16 protein-coding genes are annotated in these 17,456 nt (G+C 60.1%); 11 read left to right on the forward strand and 5 right to left on the reverse strand.

Annotated elements, in window-relative coordinates; all coding sequences use genetic code 11:
• Positions 1 to 213, forward strand: a 213-nt coding sequence (locus QHC67_RS17255) for a transposase (protein ID WP_319296155.1), incomplete at its 5' end; no start/stop codon positions are given.
• Between the two features lie 612 nt (positions 214 to 825).
• Here the strand turns inward: QHC67_RS17255 and QHC67_RS17260 are convergent.
• From QHC67_RS17260 to QHC67_RS17270, 3 genes are all read right to left on the reverse strand, one after another.
• Positions 826 to 999 (reverse strand): hypothetical protein, encoded by a 174-nt coding sequence (locus QHC67_RS17260; protein ID WP_319296157.1) that lies wholly within the window; start codon positions 997 to 999, stop codon positions 826 to 828.
• Positions 1,000 to 1,450: 451 nt separating this feature from the next.
• Entirely contained in the window at positions 1,451 to 3,064 is a 1,614-nt protein-coding gene (locus QHC67_RS17265) for a GMC family oxidoreductase (RefSeq protein ID WP_319296159.1), read from the reverse strand.
• A gap of 99 nt (positions 3,065 to 3,163) precedes the next feature.
• Entirely contained in the window at positions 3,164 to 5,416 is a 2,253-nt protein-coding gene (locus tag QHC67_RS17270) for a TonB-dependent receptor (protein ID WP_319296160.1), read from the reverse strand.
• A 437-nt stretch (positions 5,417 to 5,853) separates the two neighbouring features.
• On the opposite strand from QHC67_RS17270, the gene QHC67_RS17275 reads away from it, so the two are divergent.
• Entirely contained in the window at positions 5,854 to 7,203 is a 1,350-nt protein-coding gene (locus tag QHC67_RS17275; RefSeq protein WP_319296162.1) for an aldehyde dehydrogenase family protein, read from the forward strand.
• The gene (locus QHC67_RS17280; protein ID WP_319296182.1) at positions 7,172 to 7,309 is read left to right on the forward strand and encodes an aldehyde dehydrogenase family protein; all 138 of its coding nucleotides are present in this window, start codon (positions 7,172 to 7,174) and stop codon (positions 7,307 to 7,309) included. The genes QHC67_RS17275 and QHC67_RS17280 overlap by 32 nt, the downstream gene beginning before the upstream one ends.
• A gap of 156 nt (positions 7,310 to 7,465) precedes the next feature.
• Here the strand turns inward: QHC67_RS17280 and QHC67_RS17285 are convergent, their stop codons facing one another.
• Positions 7,466 to 8,980: an AMP-binding protein gene (locus QHC67_RS17285; protein WP_319296164.1), complete on the reverse strand. Its 1,515-nt coding sequence runs from the start codon at positions 8,978 to 8,980 to the stop codon at positions 7,466 to 7,468.
• Position 8,981: 1 nt separating this feature from the next.
• Entirely contained in the window at positions 8,982 to 10,160 is a 1,179-nt protein-coding gene (locus QHC67_RS17290) for an alpha/beta hydrolase (protein ID WP_319296166.1), read from the reverse strand.
• Between the two features lie 301 nt (positions 10,161 to 10,461).
• Between QHC67_RS17290 and QHC67_RS17295 the strand changes: the two genes are divergently transcribed.
• The 8 genes from QHC67_RS17295 to QHC67_RS17330 all read left to right on the forward strand — a co-directional run.
• Complete coding sequence (locus tag QHC67_RS17295; RefSeq protein WP_319296167.1) at positions 10,462 to 11,097, forward strand: VOC family protein; 636 nt, start codon at positions 10,462 to 10,464, stop codon at positions 11,095 to 11,097.
• A gap of 87 nt (positions 11,098 to 11,184) precedes the next feature.
• Positions 11,185 to 11,886 carry an NIPSNAP family protein gene (locus QHC67_RS17300; RefSeq protein WP_319296169.1) on the forward strand — a complete coding sequence of 234 codons (702 nt, stop codon included), beginning with the start codon at positions 11,185 to 11,187 and terminating at the stop codon, positions 11,884 to 11,886.
• A 114-nt stretch (positions 11,887 to 12,000) separates the two neighbouring features.
• Positions 12,001 to 13,254, forward strand: a complete 1,254-nt coding sequence (locus tag QHC67_RS17305) for a CoA transferase (RefSeq protein ID WP_319296172.1) — start codon at positions 12,001 to 12,003, stop codon at positions 13,252 to 13,254.
• Positions 13,251 to 13,664 carry a hypothetical protein gene (locus tag QHC67_RS17310; RefSeq protein ID WP_319296173.1) on the forward strand — a complete coding sequence of 138 codons (414 nt, stop codon included), beginning with the start codon at positions 13,251 to 13,253 and terminating at the stop codon, positions 13,662 to 13,664. The genes QHC67_RS17305 and QHC67_RS17310 overlap by 4 nt, the downstream gene beginning before the upstream one ends.
• Positions 13,628 to 14,170: a hypothetical protein gene (locus QHC67_RS17315; protein ID WP_319296175.1), complete on the forward strand. Its 543-nt coding sequence runs from the start codon at positions 13,628 to 13,630 to the stop codon at positions 14,168 to 14,170. Before QHC67_RS17310 ends, QHC67_RS17315 begins: the two co-directional genes overlap by 37 nt.
• A gap of 2 nt (positions 14,171 to 14,172) precedes the next feature.
• Positions 14,173 to 15,582, forward strand: a complete 1,410-nt coding sequence (gene leuC, locus QHC67_RS17320; RefSeq protein WP_319296177.1) for a 3-isopropylmalate dehydratase large subunit — start codon at positions 14,173 to 14,175, stop codon at positions 15,580 to 15,582.
• A complete protein-coding gene (gene leuD, locus QHC67_RS17325) occupies positions 15,579 to 16,202 on the forward strand; it encodes a 3-isopropylmalate dehydratase small subunit (RefSeq protein ID WP_319296178.1) in 624 nt (207 codons plus the stop codon). Before leuC ends, leuD begins: the two co-directional genes overlap by 4 nt.
• Before the next feature lie 471 nt (positions 16,203 to 16,673).
• On the forward strand, positions 16,674 to 17,456 hold a 783-nt coding region (locus QHC67_RS17330), incomplete at its 3' end, for an MFS transporter (RefSeq protein ID WP_319296180.1).

Consider the following 17,456-nt stretch of genomic DNA (forward strand, 5'->3'; position numbering starts at 1 on the left):
AATATTAGCATCGTTCCGCTGCCGCCGAAATGTCCTGAGCTCAACCCAGTAGAAAATATCTGGCAGTTCATGCGCGATAACTGGCTATCCAACCGCATCTTCACACCCCACGACAACATCATCGACCTCTGCTGCGACGCCTGGAACAGGCTGATCGATCAGCCGTGGCGCATCATGACTATCGGACGCCGTAAATGGGCACGTGGGTCATGATCAATGCAGCGTGGTATTAGTTGCTGGATCTGAAGGAGCCGACGCAGGCACCACCGGTCAAATTGCGGCTGCGCGGCATCCGGCGAAAGGGCGTGGCGCAGGCCCAGGCGCGGCCGCTGCGGTTCAAGGGACCGGTAAAGGACGTCAAAGCGCGACAAATCCGTGGGGCTCAACCTAAAGGCGCTGCTGGAGGCCTGTGGGGGACGATCTGGCGGGGTTGCGCGACCGCGCTGCTTCCGAAGCCTATGGCACGGCTCCGCGCCTTCGAACTGGTTGCGGTAGCGGTCGAGACATCGCCGACGCCTGATCCCGAAGCACGGCTGCTGGAAATTCTGCGCTGCAAGGCGGATCAAGGGGGGTGGGGGAGACCGCCTTTTTGGCACCGCACTGGGTGTGGGCCGTCGCGGCGTGGCGGACGGCATCGGCAAGGGAGCAGGGCCGCTGTTCCGCGGGGTTCAGATACTGCGCTAACCGGCTCGCAAAGCCGTTCCTGGTCGGACGATCATCAGTGTCTCCGCGCGAGAACCTTTAGCCTGCGCAAGACGTTTCCAGGCGTGCCGTTCTGGCGTGGGTGGAAAATGGTGTGGGCAAGCGTAGCAATCCTCCCCGGGATCATATCAGAACTATTACCTTGGGATAATAGCCTTTCGGGTTCGCAGGCCCGCGATGCGGGCGTATGACATATGGGATAATGCCGAGGCTCTTACCGGCGGCGATGTCCTCGCCTTCATGATAAGCCTTGTCGGCCCCGGCATCGATGCGCTCGACGCCCAGTAGCTCGCGCACGGCGCTAGCCGTCTGCGGTAGAAAGCCAGGGCCGATGCCCGAGTTAGACACATATTGATCAACGATCAGCTTGTGCCGGGTATCGACAGCGACCTGGGCGTTGTTACCGACGCCGACCTTGAGCTGGGTCGCCGGGTTTGTGGATCAGCTCTCAGGCCGTCGTCTGCAAAGGCCCGCGGCCGCTCCCGAGTTAATTCTTAGCCGTCTATTTCCCTACGGCGTTAAAGGGACTGTCGCCGCTCGACCAAGTTTTCATGGACTCGGACGAGGCCTGCCGGCAAGATCGATCTGAAGCGTCGCGGAGAAAAATTGCGAGCTAATATCGTCTGAGCATCCAAGTTCATGCCACTGTGGGTCACCCAGGCGATGCATTAGCGCGATCGGGACACGCTATCTTCTCCACTAAGCCCCCACCTCGTCTTGCTGATCGCTTTTTGCCATAACGAGTGAGCTATCTCTTGGCCGCTTGCTTGACGATATCTGCGCCCTTTTCTCCGATCATGATGCAGGCCGCATTGGTGTTTCCCGAGATAAGGGTGGGCATTATCGATCCGTCGACCACCCGAAGCCGATCAATGCCATGGACTTTAAGTTCGGCGTCGACGACGGCCAACGCATCATTGCCCATCTTGCAGGTGCCGACATGGTGCCATGTGGTAATCGCAGTTTCGCGAATATAGCTCAACAGGCTCTCATCGCTTTCGTCGGGAGTTTGAGGTTGCGTTTGCCGGGATTCAAGCGCGCGCAGCGGACCTGCGACACCAATTTTTTGGATCAATCGCATGCCATCAAGGGTCGTCTGAACGTCACGTGGATCCGACAGATAGTTCGGCGCGATCACGGGGCTGGCGTAGGGGTCGGACGAAGCGATGCGAACATGGCCGCGGCTTTCGGGCCTGAGTTGGCACATCACGATCTGAAAGCTGGAGGCCTTGGCAAGCTTGTCCCAATATTCACCCGAATTGAACGGGATCATGAACAGCTGCACGTCCGGCACTTCCACTTCCGGACGCGTGCGGGCAAAGCCACCCGCACTGGCCACCGAGGCTGCCAAGGGGCCCATGCGCGTCGTAAGATATTGCAGGCCGGCCCACGCCTTGGCGGGCAGGCTCTGCATCATTGCGTTCATCGTGTAGGAGCTGCTAGTCGTATAGCCGCGCTTGGCGGAGAGGTGGTCGATCAGGTTTTCGCCAACGCCGGGCAAGTCATGCGCGACGGCTATGCCGTGTTCCTGCAGTAAGGCGCCGGGACCGATGCCGGATAGTTGCAGCAATTTTGGCGTCACGATCGACCCGCTGCTCAGAATGACTTCTCGCCGCGCCTGCACGTTGTGCTGCACGCCGTCGCGTTCGAACCGGACGCCCCGCGCGACGCGTCCTTCCAAGATCAAGCCGGTGACCAAAGCGTTGGGCACCAGGTTCAGGTTCTTCTGAGCCTTCATCCGGCGAAGATAGCCGGCAGCCGACGATCGCCGGCCTTTCCAAGTTGAAGACTGGTAATAGCCTACGCCTTCCATTGTCGCCCCGCAGAAATCGTCGGTCCGTGGAATACCGACGCTTTCCGCGGCGTCTATGAAGGCTTCAGCAAGCGGGTTGCGCCAGCGGACCCCCTCAACGCCGATCGGTCCATCGTCACCGTGATATGTGCTGGAGCCCCGTTCGTAACGCTCGGCTTTCCGAAAATAGGGCAGGACATCCTTGTACGCCCAACCGGCATTCCCCAACTGACGCCAAGTATCATAATCCGATGCATCCCCGCGTACGTAGATCATGCCATTAACCGAACTGCCGCCACCTACGACACGCCCGCGCATGGCAGAGATACGGCGCCCATTAAGGTTGGGCTCGGGCTCGCTTTCGAAGGGCCACATCAGATCGGGGTTTGCCAGAATCTTCGCATAGCCGATTGGCCAGGTCAGCCAAAAATTATCGGCCGCTGGCCCTGCCTCGAGAACCAGTACGCTGGACGAAGGCATTTCAGCTAGCCGCGCTGCGATGGCTGATCCAGCTGACCCCGAGCCGATAACGACATAATCATAGGTGCCGAAATCGACGGGATTGTTCATGGTCGAACGAGCCTCTTGTAGAATATCGTCCACGCTTCTGGCGCGACGAAAACCAATGCAACGGAAAAGGGCGCGCGCTTCCGCTACGCGCCCTTACTCTTAGAACTTAGCGCCGAGAGAGATGCCGTAAGTACGGGGCGGATCATAGGCTCCAGCGATGGGAAAGCCCCACAGCGCCAATATGAGAATTTCATTCCCCACGACCTTGCGATTGGTCAGATTTTTACCCCAGAGCGTGGCACTCCAACGGTCGCCAAAGTCGTAGCGCAGCGAGCCGTCGAGCTTCACGACACCCTTTTGGGAAATGGCTTCCTGCTTGAACTCGCTGAAATAGATCCGAGACCGGTAGTTGCCGTCCAGGCGTGCCGTCAGGCTGTTACCACCAACGGGCAGCACATATTCCGCGCCGATGTTGGCGCCCCATTTGTTGGAACCCGGAAGGGGATTGCCCTTCAGCACCTGTTCGCCGTTAACGCAATGGGCGGCGTCGTTGATCTCGCAGCCCGACGCATAAAGCGGGTTGGCCGAATTGAACTTGGAGAATTTCGCGTCAAGATAAGTCAGATCGGCGTTGAGCGTCAGCCCGTCCGTGACGCGCCAGCGCGCCGAGGCCTCGATCCCCTTGTTCTTGGCTGTCGCCGCATTGACCGTGACGGCTGTAATACCGATAATCTTGTTAACCTGCAGGTCCTTATAGTCATAGTAGAAGCCGCCGATGCTGAGTTCTAGATGGCGATCGAAAAGCGTTGCCTTTACGCCGGCTTCATAGGACGTGACCTTTTCCGGATTGACGACCGGGTTGGGTGTCGCGGTGTTATAGGTGCCGCTTTTGAAGCCCTTGGTATAGGACGCATAGAGCATCACATCGTCGAAGATATGATAGTCGATGGCGACCTTGGGCGTAAACGAATTCCATGCCTTTGCCTGATCCAGAAGGATGATGGGCGCCAGCGGCCCGGCGAACAGGCCCTCGTTCGTACGACGCTCGTGGCTGTAGCGCAGGCCACCGGTTATGTTGAGTTGAGGCGTGATCGAATATGTCCACTGGGTAAAGGCTGCAATCGCGCTGATATCCGAATGGCCGTTCTGCTCGTAATAGGCCCCCGGAAAGAGAACCGGGGCGGCGACCGTACCGAAATTCTGCTGGCTGAAATCGACGAAGGTCCGATTGCCGACGCGCTCCTTGTAATAGAACAGCCCAACAATGCCTTTCAGGTTGGTCGTATCGTAATTGATCTGCCCTTCCTGGCTGAACTGCCGGGACGTCTCTTTATAGCCCTCGACACCAATGGGCGCCGTGCTGCCCTCGGTATCGGGTGCGTTGTATCGATTCCATTTTCTCCAGCCAGTGATCGATTGGAGGCGGATCGTGTCCGACAGATCGTAGCCGACAATACCGGTCAGGGCATAGCCCGTGCGGCGATTCTGTTCGGATGTCGATGAGGCGATATCGCGGCTGCGAATGATGGCCGTATATCCCATCAACGGACCCGTCAGCACGAACCCCGGGTAGGGGCCCATATTGTGATTGGCGTAATTATGATCGCGCTCGCGCGAATGTTCTCCGATCAGGGTGATGTCGAGACCGTCGGTCGGCTTGAACAGCAGCGAGGCGCGGATGGACTGGCGATTTTCATCGTCGATATCCTGCTTTGCGTCGCCGCCGGGCACGACTTTGTAGAGATTCTTGCCGTATCCGTCGCGGTTTACGGTCTGGACCGCAATGCGTCCCATGATCCGCCCATCTTCAGTCAGGGGACCGCCGACGGCACCCTCCAGATCGATGCGATCATAGTTGCCATAGCCGACATTGACATAGCCATTGAGATCCGCGGTCGGCCGCTTGGTGATCACATTGACCGAGCCACCTGTTGCATTGCGCCCATAGAGCGTGCCTTGCGGCCCGCGAAGAACCTCCACGCGGTCGATGTCGAAGAAGGAGTTGAGCTGGGCGCTAGGGCGGCCGACATAGACGCCATCGACGTGAAAAGCCGAGCTGGGATCCGCACCAATGGCGATCGACGTCAGCCCGATCCCGCGTATGAAAAGGCGGTTTGTGCCATATTGCGCGCCGCTGACAATGCCTGGCGCGATCCGGGAAAGATCGGCGATGCCCTGCACGCGATTACGGGCCAACGTGTCGCCGCTGAACGCGGAAATGGCAATCGGCGTGTCTTGCACATTTTCCGCACGCTTCTGAGCCGTCACGACGATGTCTTCCAGACCGCCCTGGCTGGCCTGCGGGGCCGTCGGATCGGCGGGAACAGTCTGAGCGGAGGCAGGCTGCGCGACGAACACCATCAGCGCGGTACCGGCCAATGCCGATGTTGAAAAAAGCGAACTAAAACGCATTATTTCCTCCCCAGATACCTTGATCTTTTGTTTTCTTCAAAAATATGACCGACGACTGAACTCAATCGATGGAAATACGCGCACGTTAACTACGTGATCTACGCTGCGAGCAGCCGACCTAACCTTATATTTCTCTCACGCTATTCTAAGGCGACAAGTAAGCGTGCAGCCTTGGCATGTTTTGATAAACCCGGCCTTTAGCGCAGGCTGTCCCCTTCTATAGGGACGTGTTGTGGCCTGACCTCTCACGCGTTCGAAGCCGCGGCTCGCGGCCTCAACTCGACAGGAGCCAATTCCCGGATGATCTGCTCATATTGCCCCTCCGGGTCGCCTTGCGGCACCCGCCCTCCGCACCGGGGTTGTCCCCCCCGAGGGGACAAGATCAACACGGTCGGATCGCTCATTACGGTGAGCCTTGAAGCGACAGGAGAGAAAAAATGCGGTCCACCCTTAAACATTTCATCAACGGGGAATGGCGCGTTCGATCCGACAGCGCGATCTTTGACGTTGTCAATCCGGCGACCGAGGAAGTGTCAGGGCAAATTCCCTTGGGGAATGGCGCTGAGGTCGATGATGCCGTTGCCGCGGCCCGTGCCGCCTTTGGGGTATTTGGCAATTCGAGCCGCGAAGAACGCCTGGAAAGGCTCATTGCGATAGGCGCGGGGTTTGATCGCCGGCGCGATGAACTGGCAGAGGCGATATCAGAGGAAATCGGCTCGCCCATCGCGATAGCCCGCAACGCGCATCTCTATTTCGCGCTGGAACATATTCGCGTGGGCATAGAGGCGTTGCGGGATTTCGAATTCGAGGTGGTGCGAGGCTGTTCGCTGGTCCGTCTCGAACCGATCGGCGTTTGCGGACTGATCACCCCCTGGAACTGGCCGGCTTCGGTCGTCATGGCGAAGGTTGTTCCAGCGCTGGCCGTTGGCTGCACGATCGTCCTGAAGCCCTCCGAATATGCGCCTTACTCGGCCGAGATCATAGCTCAGATCATTGAAGACGCCGGCTATGCACCCGGCGTCTTCAACCTGGTCTACGGCGATGGTCCTACGGTGGGCGCGGCGATCAGCGGACATCCGGGCATCGACGCGGTGTCCTTCACGGGCTCGACACGCGCAGGCATCGAAGTTGCCCGCAACGCCGCCGCGACGGTCAAGCGCGTGCACCAGGAGTTGGGCGGAAAGAGCCCGAATATCCTGCTGCCCAGTGCGGATTTCGACACCGTCGTGCCGTCAGGCATCACGGCACTCATGCTCAATTCGGGGCAGACCTGCTCGGCGCCGTCTCGCATGCTGGTGCCCAATGACCGGCTCGAGGAGGTCAAGGCGATCACAAGGCGCGCCATGGCGGACGTGACGGTCGGAACGCCAGACAGCAATGCCTTCATCGGCCCGGTCATCAACGCGAGCCAGTTTTCCAAGATCCAGAGCCTGATCGAGCAAGGGATTGCCGAAGGGGCAACGATCGTGGCAGGCGGTTCGGGGCGGCCGGCCGGTTTTGAACGGGGCTATTATGTTCAACCGACGGTCTTCGCCGATACGACGCCCGACATGGCGATCGTCCGGGAAGAGATTTTCGGGCCCGTGCTGGTTATACAGGGCTATGACGACGTCGAGGATGCCATCGCGAAGGCCACGGACACACCATATGGTCTGGCGGCCTACGTGCACGGCGCCGACCTTGCCCAAGTGCGCGGTAGCCGCTCGCATTCCGGCGGGGCAGGTCATTCTCAACGGTGCGCCGATCGACGCCTCGCTGCCCTTCGGAGGCTTCAAGCAATCGGGTAACGGGCGTGAATGGGGCGCCTCGGCGTTCGAGGGCTTTCTCGAAACGAAAGCCTATGTCGGCTATGCGGCTCTGCCCGGCGGTTCCAAATTCGTCACAACACAATGACGACTGGGGCAACACTCAAGGACGTGATCGTCACCGACCCATTATCATCTCATCCTTCGCCTGCACGCCAATGGGCAACTTCCTGCGGGGCTGCCCGTTAGCGTCGAAGGGAAGGGCGCCGCCTTATTCGTCACCGCCCGTCTTTGCCATTGACGGCTATTCCATGGGATAACGCGAAAGCTGCTCGATCAGCACACGCTTGAGGATTTTGCCGTAGCTGCTCTTGGGAAGGCTATCGAGAAAGATATAGCGTTTGGGCCGTTTGAAGCGAGCGATTTGATCGAGACAATGCGCGTCCAGCCGGGCCGCGTCGACGGCTCCACTCGCCTCGTCCAGAACCACGAACGCAACCACGGTCTCGCCCCATTCCTCATCGGGTTCGCCGACAACGCTGACTTCAGACACACCTGGGCAACGGAGCAACACCTCCTCCACTTCGCGAGGATAGATATTGGTTCCGCCGGAGATTATGACGTCTTTCGTCCGGTCACGGAGCGTCAGCATGCCGTTGGCATCGAAGGCGCCGGTATCTCCCGTCATCAGCCAGCCGTTGTTGAGGGTTGCATCCGTAGCCGTGGGATTGTTCCAATATCCCGCCATGACGATATCGCCACGACGCCGAATTTCGCCGACGCTCCCTAGCGGCATGACCGTTCCTTCCGGGTCGACGACCTGCACCTCCATGCCGCTGCGTGGCCAGCCGACTGAGGCGAGAACATCGTCGTCCGGCGTTTCGAAATCCCGGCGGCGCAATCCGGTGATCGTCATCGGGCTTTCGCCCTGACCATAGAGCTGACAGAAACGAGGTCCGAAGACCGCCAGCGCCTTCTTTATTTCCGCCAGATACATAGGTCCGCCGCCATATATGACGTTGCGCAACCCTGGCGCTGCCTCACCTTCGCCACCGGCAACGGCCATTCGCAGCCGTTGCAGCATTGTCGGCGCCAGGAAAGCCCCCACACCGCCATGATGGGCGCACAGCGCGAGAAATTCGGCTGTGTCAAAGCCGCCGGAGCGCGGGATGATCTGCCGCGCTGCTCTCGCGACATACGGCAGAATGTAGAGACCAGAGCCGTGGGACATCGGCGCTGCATGCACTATCCCCATATCCTCCCCGATATCTTCGAAGTCCGCCAAATGTGCGACGGACATCGCAAGGAGGTTTCGATACGTGAGCATCGCCCCCTTCGAGCGTCCGGTGGTTCCACTCGTAAAGAATAGCCAGGCGAGGTCGTCAGGCGAGGGGTCGGCGGGTTGCTTAGGCGGTTCGTTGCACCGTCCTTCGAAGCCGGGCGAGCCAATGGTGACCATGTCCGTGTCGCAGCTATCAAGGGCTTGTATCGCCTCGGTCAACGCTGCCGATGCAAAGACGAGCACTCCGCCGGAGTCCGCGATGATCTGTTTCATCTCTCGCGCGTGAAGCTTGAAATTGATCGGCACCACGACATGGCCGGCTGCCCACGTCGCAAACAGGATAGTCACATAGTCAGGGCAGTTCTTGCTGGCGATCACGATCCGTGACCCGGTCGGATAGTGCGCCAATGTCCCTGCCAGCCCCAAGGTACGGCGGCGCAACTCCGCCCAACTCGCGATCACCTCGGTGCCAAGGCACAGCGCGGGCCGATCGGGAAAACGTGTCGCAGCGTTATCTAATAGCTGGAATATGTTCATGTCAGATGTTCACCAATCCGCGCTGTGACAGCCAATTGCGTACGAGGGCCGTCACTTCCTGCAACTGCCGAGGTTGGCCGGCATAATAATGAGTGCCCCCTCGGATCACCGCGAAGCTCTTGTCAGGGCTTGCGGCCGCCTCGAAGATCGAGCGGGCATGGGGTTGAGGCACGGCGTCGTCCGCGCTGTTCTCGATCACCAGCAGCGGCGCGCGGAAGTTGCTGGCACACAGCAAGCCGTCGGCATTGCTGTCGTCTATGGACCATTGAGAAAGCCAAGCCCGCAGCGTCGAGAAACGGGCCAGACCGACCGGGCCGCTATTAACGGTCTCCGGATTGCCCAGATAGCACCATCCCGTCCTGCGGTCGTTCGGGTCCAAGGAGGCATCAAGAAAGCGAGGGTCGGCCAGCGTCCGATGCACGACAAACCCGCGTTCCACTTCCGCGCCACCGTTCGACTGAAGTCGGGCGAGCGTCGCTTTGACCCAATGTGTGATACGGCGCATCCGGGCCAACTGCGCCGCGCGATATTCGGCAATGAATGCTGGCGTATAGGGCGGCTGGTTGGGATTGGCCGGATCATAGAGATCGAGCATAGGATCGCGATCGTCAGGATTATTTTCATCGCGCACCGATGGGTCGATGATGTCGAGCAGCAGACGCGCTCGAGATATATGGGCCGCCTGGAAGATTACGGCGTCTGCCGGTATGAGGCCGGTTGCAACCACGTTCACCGGATCGCCTGCAGGCGAGTGGGTGACGCTGGGGTTCTCTGCCTGCGACTGATAGAAAAGCGCGAGGGATCCGCCGCCGCTCCAACCAAGCAGGATGATCTTCCGATACCCAAGAACATTCTTGGCGTGCCGGATATAAGCGCCCAGATCCAACAGCACTTTTTCGAGGATCGCCGCGGTGTCGTTTTTTGCATAGCGGCTGCCCGCACACAAAATATGCATGCCTTGGCGGGCGGCCTCGCGCGGGACCGGCAGCAATTGCAGCGTCGACGCTGGATGCATCAGAACCATTAGAGTATCTGATGAAATGTCTTTGGGACGGATGAGGATGCCCTCAAGATTGACGGCCCCCTGATTGCCCGCAAAACCGTATGTCTCCGTAAAAGCCGATCGCTCGTCGTAAGCGACGTGGACCCACTCGAACTCGATATCACGTCCACTTTCCACCAAGCGCTCCTCCCAGGGGTCATCCGCCCCTGATCGGCAGACTCCCATCACGAGTTATCGCGCAACGCAGGCCGTAAAGTTGTCCCCTTAGCTAGGGACTTCCCGGCTTCTGTCCGAAATTTTCCACGGCAATCCCCTGAGAAGGGGACATTGTGCGTCGAAGCCTCCGTTTATAGTCACGCCGGCCGCCGACTGAAGAGGCTGATGTCGGTCGATTTTCGGAAGCCAAGTCCCACATGATGGGGACAGTCACGATATCCTTTCTGGCTAGGCAGGAAAGACAAGTCGCGGAAGCGGCGACATGGTCGAGGAACTTGATATGGAAGTTGTGAATGCTGTTCTCGCACCCCAGCGCGCGCTGAACCCCGGCTTGACGCCGCTCATGCTCAATCACGCCGCCTGGGTGACACACGATGTGGAGGCAACGGCAGAATTCTACACCCGTGTGATGGGCATGGAACTCGCCAGCACTGTGTACGATGACAAGGTCCCTTCGACCGGAGATGCCTTCCCTTATTTCCATATTTTCTTTCGTATGCAGGACGGTTCCACCATCGCTTTCTTTGAAGCGCCTGGCCTTCCTGACCGCCCTGCGGTGGCGCATCCTGCCTACGACATTTTTGATCACATCGCGCTACAAGCCACCGACAAAGAAGAAGTCGATCGTTGGTACGACTGGCTGAGAGCGAACGACATCGATGTCGTCGGACCGACGGACCACAAAGGATTGATCTACTCCATCTATTTTCATGACCCTAATGGTTTGCGCCTGGAGATCACGACACCGCTGGATACCGAATGGAACCGGCATACCGAGCAGGGCTTTGCCGATCTCAAACTCTGGTGCGATGCCAAGAAGAAGGCGCAGGCGGAAGGCAGGGATGTTCCCGAAGCCCTGGTCGAACTGATCCAGCAATTGCGCGCGCGTTACGACTGACGAACTCGTTCTGTCGTGCAGCTACCGGACGCGCTATCTATCATGTTGGTACCGGATCAAGCCATCAGACGGATACAGCGAGCGCACATGATTTACGAAGTACGGCTATATACCATTGTCCCCGGGCGGCTGGATGTCGCGCTTGAACGCTTCGAGCATCATCTGCCTGCGCTTTTCGCTGACCATGGCATCAACAACGTCGGGCGGTGGATCGTGACGGCCGGACCGTCCGGACCGATGTTCGTCTATATGATGGCCTATGCGACTCTCGCAGATCGAGAGACTCAATGGGCACTTTTTTACAGTGATCCGCGCTGGCCGCAGATCCGATTGCAGACGCAGGGCGATGAAGAAGCTACCGAGAGGTTTGAGATCTTCTTCATGGCGAGCAATCCGGTATGGCCAGGCATGGCTGCGAGGGAGGAAGAACCGCTCGCCGGAGTTTTCGATCTTGTCCTTAGCGAGTCCGCGCTGGGACGGGGCGGGGCGGTAAACGCGTTTCTGGCAGACAGTTATTTGCCAGCCGTGCAACGCGCGGGTGGCTCACTCTTCCTTGTAGCCGATCTTTTGACGGGCGCATCTTTGCCGCGAGTGGCGCTCATGCTGCACTGGTCGGACGCTGCCGCACGCCGAGAAGGCTGGCTAAGAATTCAGAAGGACGATGTACTCAATGGCGCGATCGCGGCGGCGCGTCGTTCGTTCGGCCGCGCCCTTTTGGGCCGTTCAGACATTTATGTGCTGGAGCCGACCGCCTTTGCGCTACCTACTTTAAATCACGGGCAAACATAGGCTGGCGAATAAGCGCTCGGCATGTCCCCAAGCTCGGGGACAGACCCTCCCATATGGACTGCTCTAACTCTCGCAAGGACAGAGTGTGGCACGCGCCGCCGACCGGAGAGTGAGATGACGCACGCAGATATGATGGACAGTGCAGGTCCGGCCGAACTTGGCGCGACATTATCGGGGCTTCGCGTGCTCGAACTCGGACACTTCGTAGCTGCGCCTTTCTGCACGCGCCTCCTGGGCGACCTCGGCGCCGATGTCATCAAGGTCGAGCCCCTTCAAGGGGATCCCGTCCGCCAGTGGGGGGCGCAGGTAGATGGACGATCGCTCTGGTGGTCGATCCACGGCCGCAACAAGCGCAGCATCGCACTCGACCTCAAGAAGCCGGATGCGCGCGACATCATTCTCGCTCTGGTCGCACAGTGCGATGTCGTCGTCGAAAATTTTCGCCCGGGTCAACTGGCTCGCATGAGCTTGGGCCCAGACGCGTTGCGCGCCGTCCGACCGGATCTCATCATCGCACATATTTCGGGCTATGGTCAGACCGGCCCCTATCGCGACCGTGCGGCCTTCGGAGTCATCGGAGAAGCGATTGGGGGATTGCGTTATCTCACCAACCATGCCCCGGGGCAGAATGATTTGCCGCCGGTCCGGGTCGGCGTGAGCATCGGCGACTCGATCGCCGGTCTGTATGCCGCCTTCGGCATCATGGCCGCGCTTTGGCAACGGGATCGCGAAGGCGGCGATGCTGCCGCGCGCAGCCTGGACGTCGCCCTGACCGAAAGCGTCTTCAGCATGATGGAAGCGATGCTGCCCGAATATGGGAAGCTTGGGATCATCAAGCAACCGACCGGCGGCGGCATCGCAACTGCGGCCCCGTCCAACGCTTATCCGACGAAGGATGGCAGCTGGGTCCTCATCGCTGCCAATTCGGAACCACTTTTCGCAAAACTGGCTGTCCTGATCGGTCGGCCGCAAATGATCGACGATCCCGACTATGTCGGCAACGCGGCGCGCGTTCGCAACGCCGCCCGGCTGGATGCGATTATCGGCGAGTGGACCGGACGTCACGTCTCTAGCGAATTGCTGCTCCTCTTGAACGGCGCCGACATCCCCAACAGCAAGGTTTACACGGCGCATGATTGCGCCACCGATCCGCAGTATCTCGATCGTGGCATGGTGCGGGAGATCGACGATACGGCCTTTGGAACCGTCCTGCACAGCGGCATTGTGCCTCATGTTCCGCAAAGTCCTGGGACGATCCGATGGCCCGGACCCGACATCGGCACCCATACGGACGAGGTGCTGATGGAACTGGCGGCGATGAAGCACGCCGAGATCGCTGCTCTCCGGGAACAAGGCATTATTCGATGAGCGCGGATACCGTCACGCTTGTGGAGGTGGGGCCGCGGGATGGCTTCCAGCCGATCGGCCCGCTGGTGCCGACATCCGACAAACTTCACATGATCGCACAACTCTATCGTGCCGGACTTCGCCGCATGGAGGCTACTGCCTTTGTGTCAGACGCGGCCGTGCCGCAACTTGCGGACGCGGCGGACGTGTTGCAGATGGCCAACGCCTTGGCAGACCTGGACGTGCAGGTGCTGGTTCCCAATTTGCGTCACGCCCAGCGCGCGATCGAGGCGGGTGCCCGTCATGTCGCTTTTGTTCTATCCGTGTCCGAGAAACACAACAGGAACATGTGCGGCGCTCGCCACTGGAATCGGCCGCGGAATTCGCCCGAATCATGGACATCGTGCCTGCTGGCGTCAAAATTCGAGTGAATCTCGCTACCAGCTTCGACTGTCCGTTCAATGGAAATGTAGCGCCCGAGGCGACCTTGGATTTGCTCGCGGTTCTGGCACCGATGGCGCCGGAGGCCGAATTTTGCCTGTGCGATACGACCGGCCGGGTCACGCCAGATCGCGTCGCGAGGCTGATGGAAGATGCGCAGGAGCGCTTCCCCGAACTGAATCGCTGGGCCTATCACGGGCACGACACTTACGGGCTGGGCGTCGCCAACGCGCTGGCAGCCCATGGCGTAGGGGTGCGGGTCTTCGATTCCTCCTTCGCGGGACTGGGCGGCTGTCCGTTCGCGCCGGGGGCAACGGGCAATGTCGCGACCGAAGATCTGGTATGGACATTCCAGTCCATGGGCATCGATACCGGTATCGACCTCGCCGCCCTGTTGGCCGTCGCTCAGCAGGGCGCGGCGCTGCCTGGCGGACTTCCCGGAGGCCGCGTTCGAACCGCCCTGGCGGCGCGCCGCACGCTTGAAGCTGGGGCATGACGATGGGCGACCAGCCGCGCACGATGTTCCAGAAAATCTGGGACGCGCATGTCATCGCCCCGACCAATGACGGTAGCTGGCTGATCTATATCGACCGGCATCTGGTAAACGAAGTTACCAGCCCGCAGGCTTTCGAAAGTCTGCGCCTTGCGGGTAGAACGGTTCGCCGGCCGGAGGGCACGATAGCGGTGGCCGATCATAACGTGCCGACCGAACATCGCGACCGGCCGATTGCCGAGCATGACAGCCGCATCCAGGTAGAGACGCTGGAGCGCAATGTCGCCGAATTCCGCGTGCCCTATGTCCCGCTGCGCAGCGCCGCTCAGGGCATCGTTCATGTCATTGGCCCGGATCTGGGCCTGACGCTGCCGGGCTTAACTATCGTATGCGGGGACAGCCACACCTCGACTCATGGTGCCTTCGGCGCACTGGCTTTCGGCATCGGCACATCCGAAGTCGAGCATGTGCTGGCGACGCAGGCTCTGGTGCAGAAGCCGGCTAAGAATCTGCTGGTAAATGTGGAGGGTGCACTGGGGACCGGCGTCACCGCCAAGGATCTGGTCCTGGCGATCATTGGCACCCTGGGCACCGCTGGCGCAACCGGACATGTCATCGAATATGCCGGTCAGGCAATCACCGATCTCGACATGGCAGGTCGCATGACCGTGTGTAACATGTCGATCGAAGCTGGTGCCCGCGCCGGTATGATCGCGCCGGACGAGACCTGCTTTGCCTATCTGCGCGGGCGCGCGCTCTGCCCCCAAGGCGCCGCCTTCGACGCCGCGATTCCCCGTTGGCTGGCGCTGCGGTCCGATCCCGGTGCGGTTTACGATCGGACGATCACGATCAACGCCGGCACGATCGCACCCATGGTGACCTGGGGCACGAATCCCGAAGCCGTAACCACGATCGCCGGGCATGTTCCTGATCCTGCGGCGATCGACGAGCCGGCGCGCCGTGCCCAGGTGGAGCAAATGCTGGGCTATATGGGCCTGCGGCCGGGGCAGCCGTTGCGGGATCTAGCCGTCGATGTGGTCTTTATCGGCAGCTGTACCAATAGCCGGATCGAAGACCTTCGCGCCGCTGCGCGCATCGCCAGCGGCAGACGGGTGGCCAGCGGCGTCCGGGCGCTGGTCGTTCCGGGCTCCGGCGCCATCAAGGCGCAGGCCGAGGCTGAAGGGCTCGACAGGACGTTCATCGACGCCGGCTTCGAATGGCGCGAGGCGGGTTGCTCTATGTGCCTCGGAATGAACCCCGATCGATTGCAGCCTGGGCAGCGTTGCGCATCGACGTCCAACCGCAATTTCGAAGGCAGGCAGGGTCCGGGTGGCAGAACTCATCTGATGTCGCCGGCCATGGCGGCAGCCGCAGCGGTCAATGGACGACTCGTCGATGTACGGGAACTTGGATGATGCCGGCCTTTACCTATCAGGGCGGCATCGCCGCATCGCTGCCGCTGGCTAATATCGACACGGACAAGATTCTGCCGGCCGCCTTCCTGAAAACGATTACGCGCCACGGGCTTGGGTCTGCGCTGTTCCACGCGATGCGCTATGACGAAGAAGGTCAAGAACGTTCCGATTTCGTCTTGAACCAGGAGCCTTGGCGCAGGGCCTCGACCTTGATTGCGTTAGAGAATTTCGGCTGCGGTTCCAGCCGGGAACATGCGCCCTGGTCGCTGGTCGATTTCGGTATTAGGGTCATCATCGCGCCTAGTTTCGCCGACATCTTCTATAATAATTGTTTCAAGAATGGCCTTCTGCCAATCATTTTAGAGCCGCAGGCCGTGGAGGCCTGGATGCAGGCGGCCAAAATCGCCGCTACCGCGACGCTCAAGGTCGACCTGCCAAATCAGACATTGACAGGAGCGATCGGCACCATGGCGTTCGCTATCCCTGCCGACCGCAAGCGCACTCTGCTTCTGGGCCTCGACGACATTTCCGAGAGCGAGCCGCTTTTCGACGATATCTCACGGTTCGAAGCACGTAGAAACTATGTCTCGCCCGACATCCCGCTTGAGCTGACACGCTAAAGATCCGAGAAGGGCCGCCCGCAATTGCCGTAGCGGCGGCGCCCATTCTAGGCGCTCGTCCTTTATGCTATTGGCGCCAGCGCAGAACAGGAATGGAAAAGGACCTGCAAAGCGGCGACTGCATGGTGAACGCCGATCTTATCGGAAAAGGGCGTTCATGAACGTGGCGGTGCCCGACCACCCGCGTTCCGGATCGTCGACTTGGCACGCCCCGACCTTCGGCTCTGTCGTAGGACAGGACTTGGCCACGATCTCGTTCCACGTACCCACTGGTCGATCGCAGGTGCTCCACCGCTGAAGTGACCGCGGAGCTGCTGCCTCCCTCCTTCCGAGTCCCTTGCCGCGGGGACTTCAGGTTTTAGACTCCGCGCGCATAGGAATGTCTACAATTGTGAGAAGGACTCTGTGCCGCATGCGCGTCCGCAGAACGGCCATTCTCTTCGAAATAGCAAAGTATGGAGCGGAGCCAGGATGGACAACTCGCCGCCAGCAGGCGCCGCCCAGATGGGCTTTGCATCGAGTCAGTCGAAGTCCGGCAAGGCCGTCCTCCTGGTTCTTCTCATGCTCGCTAATGCCTTCGGCTATGTTGATCGCCAGATTCTGACAGTGCTGGCCATTCCTATCAGCCATGACTTGGGACTGACCAACGTCCAGATCGGCATGATGTCAGGCCTGGCCTTCGCTCTCTTCTACGCCATCTGTGGTATTCCCCTCGCATGGCTTGCCGATCGTACCAACCGGGTGTGGGTGCTGGCGGGGTCCATCGCTGTCTGGAGTGCAATGACGTCGCTCTGCGGCGCAGCGAGCAGTTTCTGGACGCTCTTCGCAGCGCGCGTCGGTGTGGGCATCGGAGAGGCTGGATGCACGCCACCGGCACATTCGCTCATCTCCGACACTATTTCCCCGAGCCGTCGGGCGAGCGCTCTCGCAGTCTATAATCTCGGGCTGCCGCTTGGTTCGTTTGCGGGCCTCGCATTGGGAGGCTGGCTGGCGCAGACCTTGGGCTGGAAAACCGCCTTCGTGATCGTGGGTCTTCCCGGCTGTCTGCTCGCCGCGGTCATCGCGCTGCTGTTGCGCGATCCCAGACACGGAGGAGGGCAGGCTGATGGCGAGCAGGCGCCCAGTTTTGGCACGGTGCTCAAGCAGCTGCGCAAGCGGCGCGCTTACTGGCATCTTATGGTCCAGACTGTGTGGAAACGCGTTAAATATGCTATGATGAGGCGACAGTCTGGAGGGTCAAATGGGTCGCTTCAT

Origin of the sequence: Sphingobium sp. (assembly GCF_033795625.1) — a bacterium.
Lineage (GTDB): Bacteria > Pseudomonadota > Alphaproteobacteria > Sphingomonadales > Sphingomonadaceae > Sphingobium.